Raw genomic sequence first — 21,861 nt, 5'->3', positions numbered from 1 at the left:
GGTCGGCAGTGGGTGCCTCCGGTGAGGCGGTGGCGTCCGGCTCGGTGCACGCGGCGACCGTCGCCCGGAGGCGGACCCGGGAACGGTCCCGGTCACAGCCGCAGCCCCTGAGGACCTCGGGCGTCCGGCGGCCGCCCACCCGGTCGACGTGCCCCGCGCAGGTCACTCCCGTCGTCGGCGGGCGGGGTCCGCTGGGGGCCGCCGCCAGAAGGACGCGGGGAACTCGTCGACCTGCTGCGCGGATCGGTCCAGGTCGGCGGCCTGGGCACGGAGCGCCTGGAACACCGGGTCGCCGCCGTCGGCGAGCCGACGGGTCACCTCCGCGTTCCGCCGGGCGCGCGTGGCCACGGCTGCCCGCAGCGCGGCGCGGTCGTCGTCGTACCCGTAGGCGTCGAGCACCAGGTGCAGGCGCCGGTGCCGCTCCTCCACCGAGCGGGACGCGACCGGCCACGCGGATCCCGGGGCGAGCAGGGGCACCCACATCAGGGCCGAGTACGCCAGGTCGAACTCCCGCGTGGACGGCCCCGCGACGTCCCAGTCCACGAAGCCGACCAGCCGTCCCCGCCGCCAGACCGCGTTGTACTGCGCGGCGTCGTGGTGCCCGATGACCAGACCCGGTCGCCAGCGCTGACCGGCGAACCACACCGCGTCCTCCGGGGGCACGAAGTCGGCCGTGGCGTCGTGCAGCCGCCGCAACCAGGAGCCGACCTGCGTCAGGGCCTCGTCCGAGGAGGTCCACTCCGGCCAGGGGTGCGCGCCTGCGACCGTCTCGCCCTCCAGGTAGGTGAGCACCTCGCGTCCCTGGTCGTCGAAGCCGAGCACCCGGGGCGCCTCCGTGAAGCCCACCCGCTCCAGGTGCCGCAGCACCGCGTGCACCGTGGTCGTCCACCGGCGGACCGGGCGGTGCACCGCGTTCCCGATGCGGACGACCCCCGGCGTGGTCCTGCCCCCGGCGAGCGGCTCCCCACCGGTTCCGCCGCCCGCCGATGCAGCGTCCTGGACCGTCATCAGCCCCGCCCTCCGCTGGTCCCCGGGCGGACAGACTGTCGAGACCGCGTCCTGACCGCCATCGCATTTCGGCGCAGCGCCCGGCACCGACGCCAGGGGACTCCACGGTCGCTGCGCGGCGCTGCGGGCCGCGCCGTGTGACCCGATCCATCCGGAGATCGTCGGCCGCTCGTGGTGTCATCGGGATGTGGCACTGCGGGGGGACGAGTCAGCGCCGGTCTACCGCCTCGTGCAGCCGGCCGTGGCGTCGGTGCGACGGCCCCTGCTCGACCCCACCCAGCAGGCCGTCGTCGACCACGCGGGCGGCCCGCTGCTGGTGCTCGCCGGCCCGGGCACCGGCAAGACGACGACGATCGTCGAGGCGGTCGCCGCGCGGATCGACCGCGGCGTCGACCCCGAGCAGATCCTCGTCCTGACCTTCAGCCGCCGGGCCGCCGCCGAGGTGCGCGACCGCGTCACCGCGCGGGTGGCGCGCACCATCCGTGAGCCGCTGGCCCGCACCTTCCACTCCTACGCCTACGGCGTGCTGCGACGGGCGGCGCTGCTGCGCGGGGAGGCGCCCCCGCGGCTGCTCACCGCCGCCGAGCAGGACGCCGTCGTCGCCGAGCTGCTGCGCGGTGACCTGGCCGGGGAGGGCGCGGTGCGCTGGCCGGAGTCCCTGCTCCCGGCGCTGACCACCGCCGGCTTCCGCGGCGAGCTGCGGGACCTGCTGCTCCGGGCCACCGAGCGCGGGGTCGACCCCGAGCTGCTGGCCGCGTGGAGCCGCGAGACCGGCAACGAGGCGTGGCTGCACGCCGCGGCCTTCCAGGAGCAGTACGAGGCGGTCACCGCCTTCTCCACCGCCGGCGGCGGTGACGCGTCGGGCTACGACCCCGCCGAGCTGGTCCGGGCCGCGATCGCCGAGCTCGAGGACGACCCGGAGCTGTTGCGCGCCGAGCGGGAGCGGGCCCGCTGGCTGTTCGTCGACGAGTACCAGGACACCGACCCCGCACAGGTGGAGCTGCTGCAGCTGCTCGCCGGCGGCGGGGGCGACCTGGTCGTCGTCGGTGACCCCGACCAGGCCGTCTACGCCTTCCGGGGCGCCGAGCCGCGCGGCATCGTCGAGTTCCCGGACCGGTTCCGCACCGTCACCGGCCGGCCCGCACCGCGGCTGTCGCTGGGCGTGTGCCGGCGCTCGGGCCCGGCGCTGCTGGCGGTGAGCCGGCGGGTCGCCGAGGCGCTGCCCGGCCCGTGGGAGCACCGCCGGCTGGCCGCGGTCGAGGGCGCCGAGGAGGGCGTCGCCGAGGTGCACGTCTTCGGCTCGGCGGCGGTCGAGGCCGCCTACGTCGCCGACACCCTGCGCCGCGCGCACCTGGTCGACGGCGTCCCGTGGTCGGAGATGGCCGTCGTCGTCCGCGCCGCGCTGGCCATCGGGCCGCTGCGGCGGGCGCTCACCTCCGCCGGCGTCCCGGTCGAGGTCGGCACCGACGACCTGCCGCTGGCCGCCCAGCCGGCCGTCGCGCCGCTCCTGGCCGCGCTCGGCGCGCTGCTGCCGCAGCCGGGCGCCGAGCCGGGCACGCCGGCCCTCGACGAGCCCGGCGCCGAGGCGCTGCTGACCTCTGCGCTGGGCGGCGCGACCGTGCTGGACCTGCGCCGGCTGCGCCGGGCGGTGCGGATCGCGCAGGCCCGGCGCGGGGTCGACGCCGACGAGCGGGGCGCGCCGCTGGCCACCGCGCTCACCGACGAGGCGCTGCTCGAGGAGCTGCCCGAGGCCGTCGCCCGCCCCGCGCGCCGGGTCGCGGACGTGCTGGCCGCCGGCCGGGTGGCGCTGGCCCGCGACGGCTCCGCGGAGGACGTGCTCTGGGCGATGTGGCAGCGCAGCGGCCTGGCCGGCCGGTGGGCGCGGGCCAGCGCCGCCGGCGGGGCGGCCGGAGCGGTCGCCGACCGGGACCTGGACGCCGTCGTCGCGCTGTTCGACGCCGCGGCGGGTTTCGTCGACCGGCTGCCCTCGGCCACCGTCGGCGCGTTCGTCGAGCACCTGTCGGCACAGGAGCTGCCCGGGGTCACCGGCGCGGGCCGGGAGTCGGCGACCGACGCCGTCCGGCTGCTCACCGCGCACGCGTCCAAGGGCCTGGAGTGGGACGTCGTCTGCGTGGCCGGCGTGCAGGAGGGCGTCTGGCCCGACCTCCGCGACCGCGGCACGCTGCTGGGCACCGAGCTGCTGGTCGAGCGGGTGGCGGGCATCGACGGCGCCGTGCTCGACCGGCGCGTGCAGATGCTGGCCGAGGAGCGGCGGCTGTTCTACGTCGCCTGCACCCGGGCCCGCCGCCGGCTGCTGGTCACCGCCGTCGAGGGTGCGCTGGACGGTCCCGACGCCGGCGCCACCGCCTCCCGGTTCCTCGACCTCGTCGTCGCCCCGCCCGACGAGGGCCGGCCGCTGACGCCGCTGCCGCGCTCGCTCACGCTGCCGGCGCTGGTCGCCGAGCTGCGGCGGGCGGTGAGCGACCCGCAGACCGAGCCGGCCCGCCGGTCGGCCGCCGCCGCGGTGCTGCGCCGGCTGGTCGACGAGAACGTGCCCGGCGCCTCCCCGGCCGACTGGTGGGGGCTGGCGCCGCTGTCCGACGACGCCCCGCTGGTGCCCGACGGCGAGGCGGTGCGGGTGCGCCCGTCGGCGATCGAGACCTTCCAGCGCTGCCCGCTGAAGTGGGTGCTCGGCGCGGTCGGCGCCGAGGCCTCGCCGGACGCCACCCGCACCGTCGGCTCGGCGGTGCACGCCGTCGCGCAGCAGGTGGCCGAGGGGCTGCCCGCCGCCGAAGCGCCCGCCGCGCTGGCCGAGGAGCTCGACCAGCTCGACCTCGGGCCGGGCTGGGCCGACCAGCGGCAGCGGACCGCCGCCCGCGACATGCTCGACCGGTTCCTGCGCTGGCACGCCGCCAACGGCCGCGAGCTGGTGGCTGCCGAGGCCGACTTCGACGTCACCGTGGGGCGGGCCCGCATCCGCGGCCAGGTCGACCGGCTCGAGCGCGACGGCGCCGGCCGGCTGGTCGTCGTCGACCTCAAGACCGGCCGCACCGCCGCGCGCGACATCGACACCCACGGGCAGCTGGCCGCCTACCAGGTGGCCGTCGCCGCCGGCGCGTTCGGCCCGCACGGCGACGCCCCCGGCGGGGCGGCGCTGCTGCAGGTGGGCTCCGGCACCAGGGCCAAGGAGCAAGCACAGGAGCCGCTGCCCGCCGACGTCCCGGTGGGGGAGACCTGGGCCGGGGAGCTGGTGGCGCAGGTCGGCGACGGCATGGGCGCGGCCACCTTCGAGGTGCGCACCGGCAGCCACTGCTCCCGGTGCCCGGCCCGGCGCAGCTGCCCGCTGCACGAGCGCGGCCGGCAGGTCACCTCGTGAGTCCTCGCGGCACGCGGCCCCGTTCAGGGTTCCCTCGCGAGCTTGCGAGTGGAGGGGGGAACGGGGTCCTTCAACAGCTCTCCTTCGACGACGCCCTGTTCGGTGCCGCACCCGAACCGGTCCAGGAGCGCCGGCTGCTCACCCCCGCCGAGGTCGCCGCGCGGTGCGGGCTGTCCTACGCACCCTCCGACGAGCAGGCGCGGGTGGTGTCGGCGCCGGCCGACCGGCCGCTGGTCGTCGTGGCCGGGGCCGGGTCGGGCAAGACCGAGACGATGGCCGCCCGCGTCTGCTGGCTGGTGGCCAACGAGCTGGTCGCCCCCGACGCGATCCTCGGGCTGACCTTCACCCGCAAGGCGGCCAGCGAACTCAACGAGCGCATCCGGATCCGGCTGGGCGCGCTGGCGCGGCACCCGGAGACCGATCCGGACCTCAGGGAGCGGCTGGCCGTCGCGATGCCGACGGTGTCGACCTACCACGGCTACGCCGCCTCGCTGGTCAGCGAGCACGGGCTGCGGATCGGCGTGGAGCCCGGCGCCGGTGTGCTCGGACCGGCCATGTGCTGGGGGCAGGCGTCCTCCGTCGTCTCCGGCTGGACCGGCGACATGGACGACGTCCAGCTGAGCCCGCTGACCACCGTCGAGGACGTGCTGGCGCTGGCCGGCGAGCTCGGGGAGCACGACGTCTCCGCCGACCGGCTGCGCGCGTGGACCGCGCAGCTGGAGCGGCAGATCGCCGGCTACCCCGACGCGAAGGGCAAGCGCGGCCCGTACAAGCCGGTGCTGGACATGCTGGCCCGCCAGCGCGCCCGCGTGGCGCTGCTGCCGCTGGTCGAGGCGTTCGAGGCGCGCAAGCGGGCCGCCGGGGCGATCGACCACTCCGACCAGGTGGCGCTGGCCGCGCGGGTCGCGGTCAGCGCGCCCGAGGTGGGCCGTCGCGAGCGCGCCCGCTGGCGGATCGTGCTGCTCGACGAGTACCAGGACACCAGCGTCGGTCAGCTGCGGATGCTGGAGGCGCTGTTCGGCCGCACCACCGGGCACGCGGTGCTCGCCGTCGGCGACCCGAGGCAGTCGATCTACGGCTGGCGCGGCGCGTCGGCGGGGACGATCGAGCGCTTCGACCGCACCTTCCCCGGCGTCCGCGGCCGGGCGGCGCAGCGGCTCACCCTGGCCACCAGCTGGCGCAACGACGGCGCGGTGCTCGCCGTCGCCAACGACGTCGCCGGGCTGCTGCCGGCGCCCGAGGTGCCGCTGCCCGACCTCGCGCCGGCCCCCACCGCCGGGCACGGGCTGGTCACCGCCGGCCTGTACGCGACCGTGGCCGAGGAGACCGAGGCGCTGGCCGACCGGCTGGCCGCCTGCTGGCGCGGCCAGGACCCGGCGCTGCCGCCGCGTGCCGACGGCCGCCCCCCGACGACGGCGGTGCTGGTGCGCACCCGCAAGCAGCTGCCCGGCATCGCCGCCGCGCTGCGCTCCCGCGGCCTGCCGGTGACCGTCGTCGGTCTGGGCGGGCTGCTGGAGGTGCCCGAGGTCTCCGACGTGGTCGCGACGCTGACCGTGCTCGTCGACCCGACCGCCGGCGACGCGATGGGCCGGCTGCTCACCGGCGCCCGCTGGCGGATCGGTCCCCGCGACCTCGCCGCGCTCGAGTCCCGCGCCCGCGCGCTGGTGCACTCCCGTCGTCCCGAACGCGAGGACGACGACGATCCCGCTCCCCGCCCGTCCGAGCGCGGCAGCATCGTCGAGGCGCTCGACGACCTCGGGGACCCGTCGGCCTACTCACCCGCGGCCTTTCGGCGGCTGCGCCGGCTGGGCGCGGAGCTGGCGCACCTGCGCGGCCGGCTGGGGGAGTCGCTGCCCGACCTGGTCGACGACGTCGCGCGGGTGCTGGGCCTGGAGACCGAGCTGGCCAGCGCGCCCGGCGTCAGCCCCGGCGCGGCGCGGGCGCACCTCGACGCGCTGCACGCGGTCGCCGCGGAGTTCACCGAGCTGGCCGAGCTGCCCTCGCTGCCGGCCTTCCTCGGCTACCTGCGCGACGCCGAGGAGCGCGAGCGGGGCCTGGAGCCGGGCGAGGTCGCGGTCGACCCCGAGTCGATCCAGCTGCTCACCGGGCACTCGGCCAAGGGCCTGGAGTGGGACGTCGTCGCCGTGCCGGGCATGACGGCCGACCAGTTCCCGGCCCGCACCGACACCAGCGACTCGTGGGTCAGGGACCCCGGTGCGGTCCCGGTCGACCTGCGCACCACCGACCGCGCGGAGCTGCCGCAGCTGCGCCTGCCGGTGCCCGGCTCCGGCGACCAGGCCGCGGTGCGCGCCGCGCTCGAGGACTACGTCGAGGAGTGGAAGCGCTTCGGCGAGGCCGAGGAGATCCGGCTCGGCTACGTCGCGGTCACCCGCGCCAAGCACCTGCTGCTGTGCTCGGGCAGCTGGTGGCGCGACGGCGTCAAGCCGTGCGGGCCCTCGGTGCTGCTCGACACCGTCCGCCGCGCCTGCACCGCCGGCGCCGGCGCCGTCGTCGCGTGGGCCGAGCGCCCCGAGGCGGGCGCTCCCAACCCGGCGCTGGAGGAGTGGCCGGTCGGCGTGTGGCCGGCCGACCCGCTCTCCCCGCCGCGCCGCCGGGCGCTCACCGCCGCCGCCGAGCTGGTGGCCGGCGCCGCCCCGCACCCGCTGGACGCCGAGGCCGCGCTCGGCACCGGCGACCCGGAGGTGGAGCGGTGGGTGCGCGACGCCGACCTGCTGCTGCGCGAGCGGCGCCGCACCACCTCCCCGACCGTCGACGTGCCGCTGCCCAGCCACCTGTCGGTGTCCGAGCTGGTCGCGCTGCGCCGCGACCCGGCCGAGCTCGCCCGGCGGCTGCGCCGGCCGATGCCCGCCGCGCCGGCACCGCTGGCCCGCCGCGGCACCGCCTTCCACGCCTGGCTGGAGGAGCGCTTCGGCGTCGCCCGGCTGCTCGACCTCGACGAGCTGCCCGGCTCCGGTGACGAGTCCGCCGCCCCCGACGGCGCGCTGGCCGCGCTGCAGGAGGCGTTCCTGGCCAGCTCCTGGGCCGACCGGCAGCCGGTCGAGGTCGAGGTGCCCTTCGAGACGCCCCTGGGCCCGCTGACCCTGCGCGGGCGCATCGACGCGGTCTTCGACGACGGCGACGGAGGTTTCGAGGTCGTCGACTGGAAGACCGGCCCGCCCCCGTCGGGCGCGGCGCTCGCCGCCGCGGCGGTGCAGCTGGCCGCCTACCGGCTGGGCTGGTCCCGGCTGACCGGCGTCCCGGTCGAGCGGGTCAGCGCCGGGTTCCACCACGTCGCCGCCGGCGTCACCGTGCGCCCGGTCGACCTGCTCGACGAGGCCGGCCTGCTCGCCCTGGTCACCGGGCAGGGCGACGACCTCCCCGACGGGCCCCCGGACGACGACCTGCCCCCTCCGCCGGAGGTGGACTGAGCCCTCAGCTGGAGGCGATGCGGTCCAGGATCGCCACGGCCAGCTGGTCCGGGGCCTGCTCGGGGACCCAGTGGGAGATCCCGGCCAGCTCGATGAAGCGGTAGTCGCCGGTGACGTGCTCGGCGCAGCCCTCCGCGGCCCGTCGTCCGATCGCGACGTCGTCGTCGCTCCAGACGTAGGTGGTCGGCACGGTCACGTCGTCGACCGGCGTGGCCGAGCTCATCGCCCGGTACCAGTTGAGCGCGGCGGTCAGCGCGCCCGGCGCCGACAGCACGGCCACGTACTCGTCGACGGCCTCGGCCGGGACGGCGTCCCCGAACATCCGCCGCAGTCGCCGGGCGTCGTCGGCGAGCAGCACCTCCTCGGCCTTGCCCTGCTGCCAGAACAGCCGGATGTAGGCCGAGCGCTCCTTCTGCTCCGGGTCGGAGCGGAAGGCCGTGGTGAACGCCGTGGGGTGCGGCACCGAGACGGCGGTCAGCGAGCGCACCCGGTCCTCGTGCCACGCGGCCAGCGCCCAGGCGACGTTCGCGCCCCAGTCGTGCCCGACGACGTCGGCCACCGGCACGTCCATGGCGGTCATCAGGTCGGCGGTGACCTGCGCCAGGTTGGTCAGCGCGTAGGCGTCGACCTCGGCCGGGCGGGCGCCGGGGGAGTAGCCCAGCTGGTCGACGGCGTAGGTGCGCAGCCCCGCCTCGGTCAGCCGGGGCGTCACCGCGGCCCACGACGCCGACGTCTCCGGGAAGCCGTGGAGCAGCAGCACCGGGCGGCCGTCGTCCGGCCCGTCGGCCCGCACGTCGAAGGTGAGGTCGCCGACGTCCACCCGCAGCAGCTGTCCCGGCATGCTGCCGACGCTACCGTCGGCAGCCGTGAGCAGCCCGGAACGCGACTTCGTCACCGCACACCTCGACGACCTGCACGCCGACCTCGACGCGTGGTTGCGGATCCCGTCGATCTCCGCCGACCCGGCCCACGCGCCCCACGTCGCCGCGAGTGCGGAGTGGCTGGCCGACGCGCTGCGCCGCACCGGTTTCCCGGTCGTGGAGGTGTGGGAGACCGCCGGGGCGCCGGCCGTCTACGCGGAGTGGCCGTCGGTGGACGACGGCGCGCCGGTCGCCCTCGTCTACGGCCACCACGACGTGCAGCCGGTCGATCCGCTGGAGCTGTGGGAGCACCCGCCGTTCGAGCCGACCCGCGTGGAGGGTCCCGACGGCCCGGAGCTGCACGCCCGCGGCGCCATCGACGACAAGGGCAACGTCGCGATGCACCTGCTCGGCATGCGCGCGCACCTGGCCGCCACCGGCCGGGACACCCCGGCGGTGACCGTGAAGGTGCTGGTCGAGGGCGAGGAGGAGTCCGGGTCGCCGTACTTCGCCGCGCTGCTGCGCGAGCGCGCCGACCGGCTGCGCTGCGACGTCGTCGTGGTCAGCGACACCGGGATGGCCGCCCCCGACGTCCCCAGCGCCGTGGTCGCCATGCGCGGGCTGGCCGACGCTGAGATCACCCTGCGCGGGCCGGCCGTCGACCTGCACTCGGGCTCCTTCGGCGGCGGCGTCCCCAACCCGCTGCACGCCATGGCCACCCTCCTGGCGAGCCTGCACGACGAGCACGGGCGGGTCACCCTGCCCGGCTTCTACGACGAGGTCCGGCCGCTGACCGACCGCGAGCGCGAGCTCATGGCCCGCGTGCCCTTCGACGAGGCCGCCTGGCTGGCCGGGCCCGCCGCCTCCCGCGTCGCCACCGGTGAGGAGGGCTTCACCACCCTGGAGCGGATCGGCGCGCGGCCCACCGCGGAGGTCAACGGCATGTGGGGCGGCTACACCGGCCCCGGGCACAAGACGATCATCCCGGCCGAGGCGCACGCCAAGATCACCTTCCGGCTGGTCGCCGACCAGCGCCCCGCCGACCTCGCCGACCAGGTGCGCGGCTGGGTGGCGGCCAACCTGCCCGAGGGCATCCAGGCCGACGTGCACGTCCCGGCCGGCGGCGTCTCGCCCTGCGCCAGCGACCTGGACTCCCCGGCGATGGCCGCCCTGCTCACCGCGATCGGCCAGGCCTTCGACCGCGACCCCGCCGACGTGCTGTTCACCCGCGAGGGCGGCAGCGGACCGGAGGCCGACCTGGTCGACGTCCTCGGCGCCCCGCTGCTCTTCCTCGGCGCCGGGCTGCCCACCGACCGCATCCACTCGCCGAACGAGCGGGTGCTGCTGCCGATGCTGCACCGCGGCGCCGAGGCGGCCGCGCACCTGTGGCGGGAGCTCGCGGCCGTGCCGCTGCGCCCACGGTGACGGCGCCGCAGGACGGCGGTCGGTTCGGCCCCTACCGGGTCCTCGGCGTGCTCGGCCGCGGCGGCATGGGGCAGGTGCTGCGGGCGCACGACGACGACCACGAGCGGGACGTCGCCCTGAAGGTGCTGCACCCGCAGTGGGCCCAGGACGAGGGGTACCGCGACCGCTTCCGGCGCGAGGCGCGCATCGCCGCCCGCCTGACCGAGCCGCACGTCGTCCCCATCCACCGCTACGGGGAGATAGACGGCCAGCTCTTCCTCGACATGCGGCTGGTCGAGGGCGAGGACCTGGACGCGCTGCTGCGGCGCACCGGCCCGGTCGACCCCGCTCGCGCCGTCGACCTGGTCGGCCAGGTCGCCCGCGCGCTCGACGCCGCCCACGCCGGGGGGCTGGTGCACCGCGACGTCAAGCCGTCCAACGTGCTGCTCGTCGGCCGCGCCGACGGGCGCGACCTGGCCACCTCGGCCCCCGGCGAGGACTTCGCCTACCTCGCCGACTTCGGCGTCGCCCGCGGTGCCGACGACGGCCCCGGGCCGGCCCTGACCGCCGTCGGCACCGCGGTCGGCAGCACCGAGTACATGGCCCCCGAGCGGTTCGGCCCGACCCCGCCGGACGCCCGCGCCGACGTCTACTCCCTGGCCTGCCTGCTGTTCGAGCTGCTCACCGGCCGCCGTCCGTTCGGCCCCGGCGACCCGGCGCGGGTGATGGCCGCGCACCTGCACGAGCCCCCGCCGCGGCCGTCGTCCCTGCGCCCGGGGCTGCCCGCGGCCCTCGACGAGGTCGTCCTGCGGGGCCTGGCCAAGGACCCGGACCGGCGCTGGCAGCGCGCCGGCGACCTGGCCGAGGCGGCGCGGGGAGCGCTGACGGGCAGCGGCGTCCCGGTGCCCCGGCCGGACGACGTCCCGACGGCGGTCGGCCCCCTCCCGGCGGACGGTGGCCGCTCGACCACCCGGCAGGTGCCGGTCGCCGCCCCGGCGCCGTCCGCGCCGGCCCTCGTCGGCGTTCCTCCCGCCGGTCGGTCCCGGCGCCGGCTCGGCTGGCTGCCGTGGGTGCTCGCCGCGGCCGCGGCGGTCGCCGCGCTGGTCCTCGCCGGGCTCCTCGTCGCCGCCGACCGCCGGGCCGACGCGGCCGCCGGCGACGTCTCCGGCGTCGCCGAGCGCCTGCTCGCCCTGGGCCTGCCCGACCAGGTCGACCCTGCCGACTGCACGGCCGCACCCGGGGACGGCCGGACCCTGGGACGGCTCGACTGCCCGCCCGGGGACCCCGACGAGGACGGCGCCCCGGCGAGCACCCACACGCTGTACGCCGGGGACGGCGCGGCCGCCGCCCTCGCCGCGCACGTCGAGTCCCAGGGGCTGCGGCTGCTCGACAGCGAGCGCGAGTGCGGCCGCGGTGCGGACCCGGAGGGCTGGCTGCAGCTGCGCGACGACGACCGGGTGGTGGGCCGGTTGGCCTGCTCCCTCGACGCCGAGGGGGATGCGCAGCTGCGCTGGACCTGGGACGACACGGGCACCCTCGCCGTCGCCGAGGTGCGCGGCGGCGGGGACGACGGCCTGCGCGAGCTGGTCTCGTGGTGGGACGACGCCGCCGACCGTCGCTGACCGGGGCTCCCAGCCGGCGCACCTAGGGTGGCGCCGTGACCGGTACGTCGAGCGCGCCACCGGGGTGGTACCCCGACCCCGACGGCGTCCCCGGGATGGTGCGGTGGTGGAACGGCGGCGGGTGGTCCGACGTCACCACCCCCGTCGGTCCGGGCGTGGCCGTGCAGGCGCCCGCCACCGCACCGGCTCCCGTGCCCGAGCCGGCCGCGCCGCCCCCACCGCCCGGCCCGGGACGGACCCCGCGGCGCACCGGGTGGGTGGTCGGGCTGTCGGTGCTCGGGCTGGTGCTCGTCGTCCTCATCGGCTTCCTCGTCGGCCGGCCCAGCAGCTCCGTCGACGACACGGGCCCGACCGCGCTGCCGGCGCCCAGCGGGCCGGCCTTCCCGCCCGGCACGCTCCGGATCGTCGACGAGGCCGCCGGGATCGCCTACCCCTACCTGGGCCAGGGCTGGCTCGAGTACGACCTGCAGGACGTCGCCGAGACGACCTCGGTCGCCGGGCAGTACACGGTCACCCAGGAGTCCACGCCCGACGGCGGGCCCTTCATCGCACAGTGCACGTCCGGGCCGCTGTCGCCGCTGTTCGACCCCGCGGGCGGCCTGCAGCCGACCCTCGCCCAGGTCGCCGACAGCGTGCGGCTGAACTACTACCCGGGACCCAACGAGCGAGAGGTCCTGCGCGACGAGGCCCGCACCGTCGACGGCGCCCCCGCGCACCTGCTGGAGTTCGACCTCTCCTGGGACGTCGAGGGCTACGAGGCGACGGGGGAGCGGGCCGCGCTGCTGCTCGTCGACGTCGGCCGGCCCGTCCCCGCGCTGCTCTACCTCTCCATCCCCAACACCCACGCGGAGCTGTACGGGGTCATCGACCGCGTCATCGACGGCATCGACGTGCTGTGACATCGTCGGCCTACCGGCCGACACCGCGGCCACGTGCCGTCCCCGGGCCGCCGTTGAGCCGGTGAGTCCCGTCCCTGCTCGGGGGAGCCTCCGGGCCCCCGCTCCCAGGGACCCGCACCGCGGCCACGTGCCGTCCCCGGGCCGCCGTTGAGCCGGTGAGTCCCGTCCCTGCTCGGGGGAGCCTCCGGGCCCCGCTCCCAGGGACCCGCGGGTGGCCGACGTCGCAGCCTCCGGCGTCGCCCGGCGCGGCGTCCCCGGGCGCAGCTACTGTCGGGCACGTGACTGCAGCTGGGGCCGACCTCACCCTCCGGCACCCGGTGGAGCGCTTCCGACTCGAGAACGGGCTGCGTGTCGTGCTGGCGCCGGACCGCAGCGTCCCGGTGGTCGCCGTGACCGTCTCCTACGACGTCGGGATGCGCAACGAGCCCCAGGGCCGCACCGGGTTCGCCCACCTCTTCGAGCACCTGATGTTCCAGGGCTCGGCCAACGTCCCGAAGATGGAGCACGCCCGCCTGGTCCAGGCCGCGGGCGGCACCTTCAACGGCTCGACCCACCAGGACTACACCAACTACTACGAGGCCCTCCCCGCCGAGGCCCTCGAGCGCGCCCTCTTCCTCGAGGCCGACCGCATGGCGGCGCCGGCCATCACCGAGGAGAACCTCCGCAACCAGATCGACGTGGTGAAGGAGGAGATCCGGGTCAACGTGCTCAACCGTCCCTACGGCGCCTTCCCGTGGCTGCAGCTGCCCGCGATCGCCTTCGAGAGCTTCGCCAACACCCACGACGGCTACGGCTCCTTCGTCGACCTGGAGTCCTCGACCGTCGACGACGCCGCGGACTTCTCCCACCGCTACTACGCGCCGGGCAACGCCGTCCTGTGCCTCGGCGGCGACCTCGACGTCGCGGAGGCCGAGCAACTGGTGCGCCGCTGGTTCGGTCCCATCACCGCTCGCGAGGTCCCGCCGACGCCGCCCACCGGCGAGCCCTCGCCGACCACCGTCCGCTCCGGCGTGGTCGAGGACCCGCTCGCCCCCGCGCCCGCGGTCGCCCTCGGCTGGCGGGTGCCCGACCCGGTCGGCGACCTCGACTCCTACCTCGGCACGGTGCTGCTGGCCGAGCTGCTCAGCGAGGGCGACGCCTCCCGGCTGGAGCGGCGGCTGGTCCACGACGACCAGCTCGCCATCGCGCAGAGCAGCTACGTGGGCCTGTTCGGCGACCCCTTCGACGTCCGGGACGCGACGCTGCTCACCACGCAGGTGCACCACCCGGCGTCGGTCCCGACGGAGAAGGTGAGCACCGCGGTGCACGAGGAGATCGGCCGGATCGCCGAGGACGGCGTCGGCGCCGACGAGCTCGCCCGGGTGCAGGCCCGCACCGAGGCCCAGCTGCTGCGTCAGGCCGACTCGGTGCTCGGCCGCACGCTGGCCTTCGCCAACGCCGAACTCATCCACGGCCGCGCCGAGCTGGCCGGCGAGCTCGCCGCCCGGCTGGCAGCCGTCACCCCCGAGCAGGTGCGGACCGCCGCCCGGGGCCTGGACCCCGGCACCGTCGCGGTCCTCGAGCTGCGCGCCACGGGGGGACGTCGATGAGCGAGCTCGGGAGCTCCTCCATGGACACAGCAGCGCCGCGAACGCGGCCGACGAGCGCCGGCGAGGAGGGTTCGTGAGCGCCCCCGTGCTGATCCCGCCGCTGGGCGAGCCCCGGCCCCAGCCCGAGCTGGCCGTCACCGAGGAGACGCTGCCCAACGGACTGCGGCTGGTCGTCGTCCCGCGGCCCGGCGTCCCGCTGGTCGAGCTGCGCCTGCGGGTGCCCTTCGCCGCCGCGACCGCGCGCGCCGCCGCGCAGCACACCGCCCGCGCCTCGGTGCTCTCCGGCGCCGTCCTGCTCGGCACCGGCGCGCACGACGCCACCGGCATCGCCGAGGCGCTGCAGGCCCACGGCGGGGAGCTGTCGGTCTCCACCGACCCCGACCGGCTGCTGTTCGCCACCACGCTGCTCGCCGAGGGTCTCGCGCCCGTGCTCGGCGTGCTGGCCGAGGTGCTCACCGACGCCACCTACCCGGCCGACCGGGTGGAGGCCGAGCGGGCGCGCGTCGCCGAGCGGATCGCCATCGCCCGCTCCCAGCCCGGCGTCATCGCGCGCACCGCCCTGGCCGCCCGCCGCTACGGCGCCCACCCGTACGCCGAGCAGCTGCCCGCCGCCGAGCTGGTCACCGCGGTGCGCAGCCAGGCGCTGCGCAAGCTGCACCGCGAGCGGGTGCTGCCCGCCGGCAGCACGCTGGTGCTCGTCGGCGACCTCGACCCGGCGGCGGCCGTCGACGCCGTCGGCACCGCGCTGGCCGGCTGGACCGGCGAGGGGACGGCGGTCGCCGCCCCACCGGTGCCGCAGCTGGCCCCCGGGGCGCTGCAGGTCGTCGACCGGCCCGGCGCCGTGCAGTCCAACCTGCGCCTGGGTGGCACCGCGCCCCGCCGCACCGACCCCGACCTGCCCGCGGTCCGGCTGGCCAACATGGTCTACGGCGGCTACTTCTCCTCCCGGCTGGTGGAGAACGTCCGCGAGCGGCGTGGTTACAGCTACAGCCCGCGCAGCTCGGTCGACCACCTCGCCGCCGCCTCCTCGTTCCTCGTCGAGGCCGACGTCGCCACCGAGGTCACCGGGCCGGCGTTCCTCGAGACCTGGTACGAGCTGGGCCGCATGGCCCTCACACCGGTCAGCGCGGAGGAGCTCGACGCCGCCCGTCGCTACGTGCTCGGCAGCATGGCGCTGTCCACCGCCACCCACGCCGGGCTGGCCAGCACGCTGTCGGCGCTCACGGGGTCGGGCCTGCCGCCGCAGTGGCTGGCCGAGCACCAGCAGGCGCTGGCCCGGGTCACCGTCGAGGAGGTGCAGGAGGCCGCGCGCCGGTTCCTGCAGCCCAGCGGGCTCACCGCCGTCGTCGTCGGCGACGCCGGGCAGGTGGCCGAGCCGCTGCGCGCGTTCGGCCCGGTCGAGGTCGTCTCGTCGGCGGACGCGGCATGAGCGTCCCGGACGGCGGCAGCACGCCGGCGGACAACCCGCCGCCGTCGGGCGACGGCGTCCCCTGGCCGGAGAGCAGTCCCTCGCCGGCCGGCGCGGTCCCGGTGCTGTCGCGCTCCGCGCACGACCGCAGGCACCTGGCCCGGTCGCTGCCCGACCCGACCGGCGGCCGCGCGGTGCGGGTGCTCACGGTCGACGAGCGGCGCACCGTGCCGGTCGAGGAGGACGGGGGCCGGCCGCGGCTGCTCTGGGAGGAGCGGACCGGGCTGCCCGAGGGCGCGATCTACCTCGGCGAGGCCGACGGCGTGCCCTACGCCGCCGTCCGCGGCGACCGGCGGCTGACCGTCGGCGGCCGCCCCGCGGACACCTGGGCCGGCCTGCGCGACCTCGGCGCCGACCTCGACGACCTCGACGCCGGCCTGCTCGCCGAGGCGGTCGCCATGGTCGAGTGGCACGAGCGGCACCGGTTCAGCCCGCTGTCCGGCGCGCGGACGACGATCGAACGGGCCGGCTGGGTGCAGCGCGACCCGCAGACCGGCGCGGAGCTGTTCCCCCGCACCGACCCGGCCGTGATCATGCTGGTCCACGACGGCGGCGACCGCTGCGTGCTGGGCCGCCAGGCGGTGTGGCCGCCGGGACGCTTCTCGATCCTCGCCGGCTTCGTCGAGCCCGGGGAGTCCGCCGAGGGCGCGGTGGCGCGGGAGGTGGCCGAGGAGGTCGGCCTGCGGGTCACCGACATCCGCTACGTGGGCAGCCAGCCGTGGCCGTTCCCGCAGTCGCTGATGCTCGGCTACACCGCCCGCGCCGAGGGCGACCTGACGCTGCGGCTGGACCCGACCGAGATCGAGGAGGCCCGCTGGTTCACCCGTGACGAGCTGCGCTCGGGCGCCGGCCCGCAGGCGCTGCCCCCGGCGGTCTCCATCGCCCGGCACATCATCGACCGCTGGGTGGAGGACGACTGAAGGACCCGACTGCCCCCCACCACTCGCAGGCTCGCGGCGGGGCCCTGCAGGCGGGCCGTCAACCGAAACGGTTCCGGAGCACCAGCGCGGGGTGGTCCGGGGAGTCTGCCAGCACCACGGCGTCGGCCAGCGACACCGGGTCCACCTCGTCGTCGTAGCGGTCGAACGCCGGGAGCTCCCAGGCCTGCTCGGGAGGCGTGCGACGGCGACGGGCCGCCGGGGCCACCCGCAGGTGGACGACGACGTCGAAGGCCAGCCCGAGCCCCTGCAGCAGCGCACCCGGGACCAGCAGCACCCCGCGGGGCGGCATCGGCCGGGGGACGGCGCGGGCGGCCCGGTCGCGGTCGACGTCCCAGAGCACCGGCAGGTACTGCCCAGAGCCGCCGGGACCGACCGGGTCGAGCACCTCGCGGGACAGCGCGCCGGAGTCCAGCCAGTCGGTGTAGCGGGCGTCGGGGTCGGTGCGGCCGTGCTCGAACCGCAGGGACGCCGGACGCAGGAACCCGCCGGCGGGGACGACGACGGCGGGGCGCCCCAGCGGCGGCAACCGCTCGGCGACCGCGGCCGCCAGCTCGGCCGGCGCGGCGACGTCGGGCCCGTCCACCGCCACGCGCAGGGCGGTCGCCCCGGGCTCGGGGTCGGTGCCGGCGAGCAGTGCGGCCAGCCGGTCGGCCAGTGCCTCGGGGGTGAGCGGCTCCGGTCGGGTCAGGACCGGCCCTCCGCGGGGCCGCGTCCGGCGCGGCTGCGGGTGCGGGGCGCCCGGCCGGCGTCCCGCACCAGGGTGCGCGGCACCGGCGCCAGCGCGGCCGGGACCTCGGCGCCCGCCGGGGCGGCCCGGGCCACCAGGTCGTCGAGCACCTCGCGGGCGAGCTCGGGCACCGGCCGCCCCTGCGAGCGGGCGTTCCGTCGCAGCTGCTCGAAGGCGGCCTGCGGCGTCGTGCCCTGCCGCTCGGCGAGCACCCCGATGGCGCGTTCGGTGGAGACCCGGGCGGCCAGGGCGTGCTCGAGCTGGGCGACGGTGCGCTCGAGCGCGGCCAGCCGGGCGTCCCGCGGGTCGGCGTCGGGGTCGGCGTCCCCGGGGGCACCGCGGGCGGCCCGACGCGCGCCGCGGTCGGGCTCGACCCGTGCGCCCAGCTCTTCGCTGACCAGGTCGGCGAGGGTCATGCCCTCGACGAGGTCGTCGACGTCCTCGGCTCGGCCGGGGGCGAACACCGACCAGCCGCGACCGGTCCGGGCGACCACCACGGTGGGCTCCGCGCCCGACGGGTCGTCCGCCGCCGTGACGTGCTCCAGTCCGGGACTCACGACGTCTCCCCGGCACCGGAGGACGTCGATGTCGGCGGGCACTCCGCTGGGGTGGTGCGCTCACTCACTGGGCGGCCTCCGCGAGGGGCTGGGCCCGGCGGGTAGCCGGGGGCAGGGGGCTACGGTAACGAGCCGTCCTCGACGACTATGCCCCCTCGCGCAGCGCAGCGGAGGGACCACCCGCCGTCATGCCCCTGCGGACTGCTCCAGCTGGGCCTTCACCTGGTCGATGCTGGGGTTGGTCAGGGCGCTGCCGTCGGGGAAGAGCAGCGTGGGAACGGTGCGGTTGCCCCCGTTCGCCTGCATGACCAGCTCGGCCGCGGCCGGGTCGCGCTCGATGTCGACCTCGGCGTACTCGATGCCCTCGCGCTGCATCAGCTTCTTGAGCCGCAGGCAGTACCCGCACCAGGTGGTGGTGTACATGGTCACGGCGGCGGGAGCGGCGGTCATCGAGGCGTTCCTCCTGGTCGGTCGGGGTCCGGGCACGCGTGCCCGGCCGTCACGGGGCGACAACGCCGCGCCCCTGGGGATGCTTCCCCCGTCTGTCGCTGGGGGCTGGGAGGATGGGTCACGGCCATCGACGGGAGACGGGGAGGCCGATGTCGCAGATCGCCGGTGCGCCCGGGGACGTCCGGGTGCAGGGCGCCGAGGCGGTGCTCGCGCAGCTGGACGACGAGCAGCGCGCCGCCGCGCAGGCGGTGTCCGGGCCGGTCTGCATCCTCGCCGGTGCGGGCACCGGCAAGACCCGCACGATCACCCACCGGATCGCCTACGGCGTGCACACCGGGGCGTTCGTGCCCGAGCAGGTCCTCGCCGTCACCTTCACCGCCCGCGCCGCGGGCGAGCTGCGGTCCCGGCTGGCCGGCCTGGGGGTGGGCGGTGTCCAGGCCCGCACCTTCCACGCCGCGGCCATGCGCCAGCTGCGCTACTTCGCGCCCCGGGTGCTCGGCGGGCCGATGCCGGAGCTGGTCGAGAACAAGCTGCGGCTGGTGGCGGCGGCCGCCTCCCGGTCCCGGCTGTCCACCGACCGCACCAGCCTGCGCGACCTGGCCAGCGAGATCGAGTGGGCCAAGACCACGCTGGCCACGCCCGACGACTACCCGGCCCGCGCCCAGGCCGCCGGCCGCGAGCCCCCGTTCGAGCCCGCAGCGGTGGCGCGGGTCTACGCGAGCTACGAGTCGGCCAAGCAGCGCGACGGCGCGCTGGACTTCGAGGACCTGCTGCTGGTCACCGCCTTCGCCCTCGAGGAGCACCCGGACGTCGCCCGCCAGGTGCGCGGGCAGTACCGGCACTTCGTGGTCGACGAGTACCAGGACGTCAACCCGCTGCAGCAGCGGCTGCTCGACGCCTGGCTGGGGGGTCGCGCCGACGTCTGCGTGGTCGGCGACCCCAACCAGACCATCTACTCGTTCACCGGCGCCGACCCCGACTACCTGCTGGGCTTCGCCGACCGGTACCCGGACGCCGAGGTGGTCAAGCTGGAGCGCGACTATCGCTCCACGCCGCAGGTCGTGGCCCTGGCCAACAAGCTGATCGGGCAGGCGCCGCCGCGCAAGGGGCTGCCCGGGCTCCGGCTGCTGGGCCAGCGCGCCGAGGGCCCCGCGCCCCGCTTCTTCGAGCACCCCGACGAGCCCACCGAGGCCGCGGCGGTCGCCCAGGCCTGCCGAGCACTCGTCGAGGCCGGGACGCCGGCCGCGGAGATCGCCGTCCTGTTCCGGATCAACGCGCAGTCCGAGGTCTACGAGAACGCGCTCGCCGCGGTGGGCGTGCCCTACGTGCTGCGTGGCGGCGAGCGGTTTTTCGAGCGTCCGGAGGTGCGCGAGGCCGTCCTGCTGCTGCGCGGCGCCGCGGCCGGCGGCACCGAGCCGGGCGCGCTGGTGCCCACCGTGCGCGACGTGCTGGCCTCCACCGGCTGGGTCGAGCACCGCCCCCCGCCCGGGGGAGCGGCGAGGGACCGCTGGCAGTCCCTCGCCGCGCTGGTCGACCTCGCCGTCGACCTGGTCGCCGAGGACCCGACGATGGACCTCGCCGGCTTCGTGTCGCACCTGGCCGCCCGCGCCGACGCGCAGCACGCCCCCACCGTGCAGGGCGTCACGCTGGCCTCGATGCACGCGGCCAAGGGCCTGGAGTGGGACGCCGTCTTCGTCGTCGGCCTGGTCGACGGCGTGCTGCCGATCTCGCAGTCGTTGTCCCGGCCGGACGCGGTGGAGGAGGAGCGGCGACTGCTCTACGTCGCCGTCACCCGCGCCCGGGAGCAGCTGACGCTGTCGTGGTCGCTGGCCCGCAACCCCGGCGGCCGCCGGTCCCGGCCGCGCAGCCGGTTCCTCGACGGGCTGGTCCCCGGGTCCACACCGACCGCAGCGCCTCCCCAGCGGCGGCAGAAGCGCGCCAAGGTCGTGCTCGAGGGCGAGGCGGGGGAGCTGTTCGAGCGGCTGCGCGCCTGGCGCAGCGAGACGGCCGCGTCGGCGTCGGTCCCCGCCTACGTCGTCTTCACCGACGCGACGCTGCAGGCCATCGCGGAGACCCGGCCGGCGTCGCTGCGCGAACTGGCCGCCCTGCCGGGCATCGGCGCTCGCAAGCTCGAGCTCTACGGCGAGGACGTGCTGAGCACCCTCGGCTCCTGAGCCGTCGCGCTCGGTCACGGCGGTCGGACGTCCTGAGCCACTCGAACCCGGGCCGGTTAATTGCGTTGACCGCCTCCGCGGCCGCCCCCTACTGTCCTGATCGCACTCGGAGGACAGCTCGAGCGCGCCAGGACCCGAGACCGGCCGCACGGCCGGGATGCGACCCCCGGAGGAGGTGGGCGACGTGATCAGCACGATGTGGACCCTCGCCCCCGCCGGGGCTCGTGGCCCGGTGGGCCTCGCCGTGCGCACGGCTGCCTGCGCCATCGAGCCGCCCGTGGTCGCGCGTCTGCGCGCCCTCCCGGTGACCCCGGCCGTTCCCACGCGCCCCGGCACCCGTGTCCCCGGCCTCGACTTCTCGGGCATCGACGTCTTCGTGACCCCGGCGACCGGCGCCTTCGGCACCACCGGCTACGCGCAGCAGATCAGCACGCGCACCACCACCGAGCACAACGGCACCACCCTCGGGATCCACTCCTCGAGGAGACCCTCGAGCTAGCGCTCGACAGGACCTCCTCGAGGCCGCGGAACCCGAACCGGGTTCCGCGGCCTCTCTCATCTCCGCCGCGGCACCCGCCCCGACTCCCGGTCGGCGGGCCCCCGCCGGCCGCAGACGACGAGTACGAGGAGGAGCGGCAGTGCAGTCGACGGCCGACCGTCCGACGTCCCACCGCCGAACCGGGCTCCCCCGGACCGGCGGCTCCCTTCCCCGACGGCCGGCGCCCCCGCTGGCGCCGGCACCGGTGCGGCGTCCCCTGCCGTGCCGGACCGACCCCGACCTCTGGTTCGCCGACACCCCGGCGGGGCTGGAGGAGGCCAAGGTCCGCTGCACGGAGTGCCCGGTCCGCGACGCCTGCCTGGCCGGGGCGCTCCGCCGCGGCGAGCCGTGGGGCGTCTGGGGCGGGGAGATCTTCGAGCGGGGTGTGGTCATCCCGCGCAAGCGCCCGCGGGGTCGCCCCCGCAAGGTGGCGGCCGCCTGAGCGACCGGCACGCAGTCCCGAGCCGGCCCACCCGAGCCGGCCCACCCCGGTCCGCCGACGGCGGGCCACCCACGACGACGTGAGGACCTGACGTGTACGACTTCGAGTACGACCTGGCCGTCGACCGGTTGCGCGACCTGCGTGCCGAGGCCGACGCCGCGGCGCGCGCCCGCCGGTTGCGGGCCGCCCGCCGCTGGGCCCGCCGTGCCGAGTACGCCACGCGGCGTGCCGCACGGGCCAGCGCCGCCGTCCGCTGACGGCGACCCCCTGCGGCGGCGCGATCGCCGCCGCCCGGCCGAGGGGGGGGGGGGGGGGGGGGCCCGGGGGCCGGGGCGGGGCGGCGCGGGGCGGGGGGGGGGGGTGGGGGGGGGGGGGGGG

The 21,861-nt window shown here is 77.2% G+C and carries 17 protein-coding genes; 12 read left to right on the top strand and 5 right to left on the bottom strand.

The window, feature by feature from the left end; translation table 11 throughout:
- Window positions 1–162: 162 nt before the first annotated feature.
- Window positions 163–1,008 carry a phosphotransferase gene (locus tag ACI79G_RS14245; protein WP_456881775.1) on the bottom strand — a complete coding sequence of 282 codons (846 nt, stop codon included), beginning with the start codon at window positions 1,006–1,008 and terminating at the stop codon, window positions 163–165.
- A gap of 187 nt (window positions 1,009–1,195) precedes the next feature.
- On the opposite strand from ACI79G_RS14245, the gene ACI79G_RS14240 reads away from it, so the two are divergent.
- Together ACI79G_RS14240 and ACI79G_RS14235 are read left to right on the top strand one after the other, a co-directional pair.
- The gene (locus tag ACI79G_RS14240) at window positions 1,196–4,384 is read left to right on the top strand and encodes an ATP-dependent helicase (RefSeq protein WP_456881774.1); all 3,189 of its coding nucleotides are present in this window, start codon (window positions 1,196–1,198) and stop codon (window positions 4,382–4,384) included.
- Window positions 4,381–7,812 (top strand): UvrD-helicase domain-containing protein, encoded by a 3,432-nt coding sequence (locus ACI79G_RS14235; RefSeq protein WP_456881773.1) that lies wholly within the window; start codon window positions 4,381–4,383, stop codon window positions 7,810–7,812. The genes ACI79G_RS14240 and ACI79G_RS14235 overlap by 4 nt, the downstream gene beginning before the upstream one ends.
- A gap of 4 nt (window positions 7,813–7,816) precedes the next feature.
- Here ACI79G_RS14235 and ACI79G_RS14230 read toward each other — a convergent pair whose 3' ends face one another.
- Entirely contained in the window at window positions 7,817–8,653 is an 837-nt protein-coding gene (locus tag ACI79G_RS14230; RefSeq protein ID WP_456881772.1) for an alpha/beta fold hydrolase, read from the bottom strand.
- 25 nt (window positions 8,654–8,678) lie between these two features.
- Between ACI79G_RS14230 and ACI79G_RS14225 the strand changes: the two genes are divergently transcribed.
- From ACI79G_RS14225 to nudC, 6 genes are all read left to right on the top strand, one after another.
- Window positions 8,679–10,097, top strand: a complete 1,419-nt coding sequence (locus ACI79G_RS14225; RefSeq protein WP_456881771.1) for a M20/M25/M40 family metallo-hydrolase — start codon at window positions 8,679–8,681, stop codon at window positions 10,095–10,097.
- Window positions 10,094–11,698 (top strand): serine/threonine-protein kinase, encoded by a 1,605-nt coding sequence (locus ACI79G_RS14220; RefSeq protein WP_456881770.1) that lies wholly within the window; start codon window positions 10,094–10,096, stop codon window positions 11,696–11,698. The genes ACI79G_RS14225 and ACI79G_RS14220 overlap by 4 nt, the downstream gene beginning before the upstream one ends.
- A 35-nt stretch (window positions 11,699–11,733) precedes the next feature.
- Window positions 11,734–12,597: a DUF2510 domain-containing protein gene (locus ACI79G_RS14215; RefSeq protein WP_456881769.1), complete on the top strand. Its 864-nt coding sequence runs from the start codon at window positions 11,734–11,736 to the stop codon at window positions 12,595–12,597.
- 278 nt (window positions 12,598–12,875) lie between these two features.
- On the top strand, window positions 12,876–14,186 hold the full coding sequence (locus ACI79G_RS14210) for a M16 family metallopeptidase (protein WP_456881768.1): 1,311 nt from the start codon (window positions 12,876–12,878) through the stop codon (window positions 14,184–14,186).
- A 73-nt stretch (window positions 14,187–14,259) separates the two neighbouring features.
- Window positions 14,260–15,615 carry a M16 family metallopeptidase gene (locus ACI79G_RS14205; protein ID WP_456881767.1) on the top strand — a complete coding sequence of 452 codons (1,356 nt, stop codon included), beginning with the start codon at window positions 14,260–14,262 and terminating at the stop codon, window positions 15,613–15,615.
- Window positions 15,612–16,574, top strand: a complete 963-nt coding sequence (gene nudC / locus ACI79G_RS14200) for an NAD(+) diphosphatase (RefSeq protein WP_456881766.1) — start codon at window positions 15,612–15,614, stop codon at window positions 16,572–16,574. Before ACI79G_RS14205 ends, nudC begins: the two co-directional genes overlap by 4 nt.
- A 58-nt stretch (window positions 16,575–16,632) precedes the next feature.
- Here the strand turns inward: nudC and ACI79G_RS14195 are convergent, their stop codons facing one another.
- From ACI79G_RS14195 to ACI79G_RS14185, 3 genes are all read right to left on the bottom strand, one after another.
- Window positions 16,633–17,184, bottom strand: coding sequence for a uridine kinase (locus ACI79G_RS14195; RefSeq protein ID WP_456881765.1), 552 nt, complete (start codon window positions 17,182–17,184; stop codon window positions 16,633–16,635).
- Between the two features lie 95 nt (window positions 17,185–17,279).
- Window positions 17,280–17,879, bottom strand: coding sequence for an ANTAR domain-containing protein (locus tag ACI79G_RS14190; RefSeq protein WP_456881764.1), 600 nt, complete (start codon window positions 17,877–17,879; stop codon window positions 17,280–17,282).
- Window positions 17,880–18,065: 186 nt separating this feature from the next.
- Window positions 18,066–18,329: a mycoredoxin gene (locus tag ACI79G_RS14185; protein ID WP_456881763.1), complete on the bottom strand. Its 264-nt coding sequence runs from the start codon at window positions 18,327–18,329 to the stop codon at window positions 18,066–18,068.
- Between the two features lie 149 nt (window positions 18,330–18,478).
- Here ACI79G_RS14185 and ACI79G_RS14180 point away from each other — a divergent pair, with 149 nt between their 5' ends.
- The 4 genes from ACI79G_RS14180 (at window position 18,479) to ACI79G_RS14165 (ending at window position 21,740) form a co-directional block, all read left to right on the top strand.
- Window positions 18,479–20,503, top strand: a complete 2,025-nt coding sequence (locus ACI79G_RS14180) for an ATP-dependent helicase (RefSeq protein ID WP_456881762.1) — start codon at window positions 18,479–18,481, stop codon at window positions 20,501–20,503.
- A gap of 184 nt (window positions 20,504–20,687) precedes the next feature.
- A complete protein-coding gene (locus ACI79G_RS14175; RefSeq protein ID WP_456881761.1) occupies window positions 20,688–21,002 on the top strand; it encodes a hypothetical protein in 315 nt (104 codons plus the stop codon).
- A 244-nt stretch (window positions 21,003–21,246) separates the two neighbouring features.
- Entirely contained in the window at window positions 21,247–21,483 is a 237-nt protein-coding gene (locus ACI79G_RS14170) for a WhiB family transcriptional regulator (RefSeq protein WP_456881760.1), read from the top strand.
- A gap of 92 nt (window positions 21,484–21,575) precedes the next feature.
- Window positions 21,576–21,740 carry a hypothetical protein gene (locus tag ACI79G_RS14165; RefSeq protein ID WP_456881759.1) on the top strand — a complete coding sequence of 55 codons (165 nt, stop codon included), beginning with the start codon at window positions 21,576–21,578 and terminating at the stop codon, window positions 21,738–21,740.
- The last annotated feature ends 121 nt before the right edge of the window (window positions 21,741–21,861 follow it).

It is taken from the genome of Geodermatophilus sp. SYSU D00779 (genome assembly GCF_054050595.1).
This window is presented reverse-complemented; position numbering and strand designations above follow the sequence as displayed.

What these genes read in the sequence shown, in the direction of transcription:
- ACI79G_RS14245 (WP_456881775.1), bottom strand. Translation starts at nt 1,008, where the DNA reads ATGACGGTCCAGGACGCTGCATCGGCGGGCGGCGGAACCGGTGGGGAG.
- ACI79G_RS14230 (WP_456881772.1), bottom strand. Translation starts at nt 8,653, where the DNA reads ATGCCGGGACAGCTGCTGCGGGTGGACGTCGGCGACCTCACCTTCGAC.
- nudC (WP_456881766.1), top strand. Translation starts at nt 15,612, where the DNA reads ATGAGCGTCCCGGACGGCGGCAGCACGCCGGCGGACAACCCGCCGCCG.
- ACI79G_RS14185 (WP_456881763.1), bottom strand. Translation starts at nt 18,329, where the DNA reads ATGACCGCCGCTCCCGCCGCCGTGACCATGTACACCACCACCTGGTGC.
- ACI79G_RS14180 (WP_456881762.1), top strand. Translation starts at nt 18,479, where the DNA reads ATGTCGCAGATCGCCGGTGCGCCCGGGGACGTCCGGGTGCAGGGCGCC.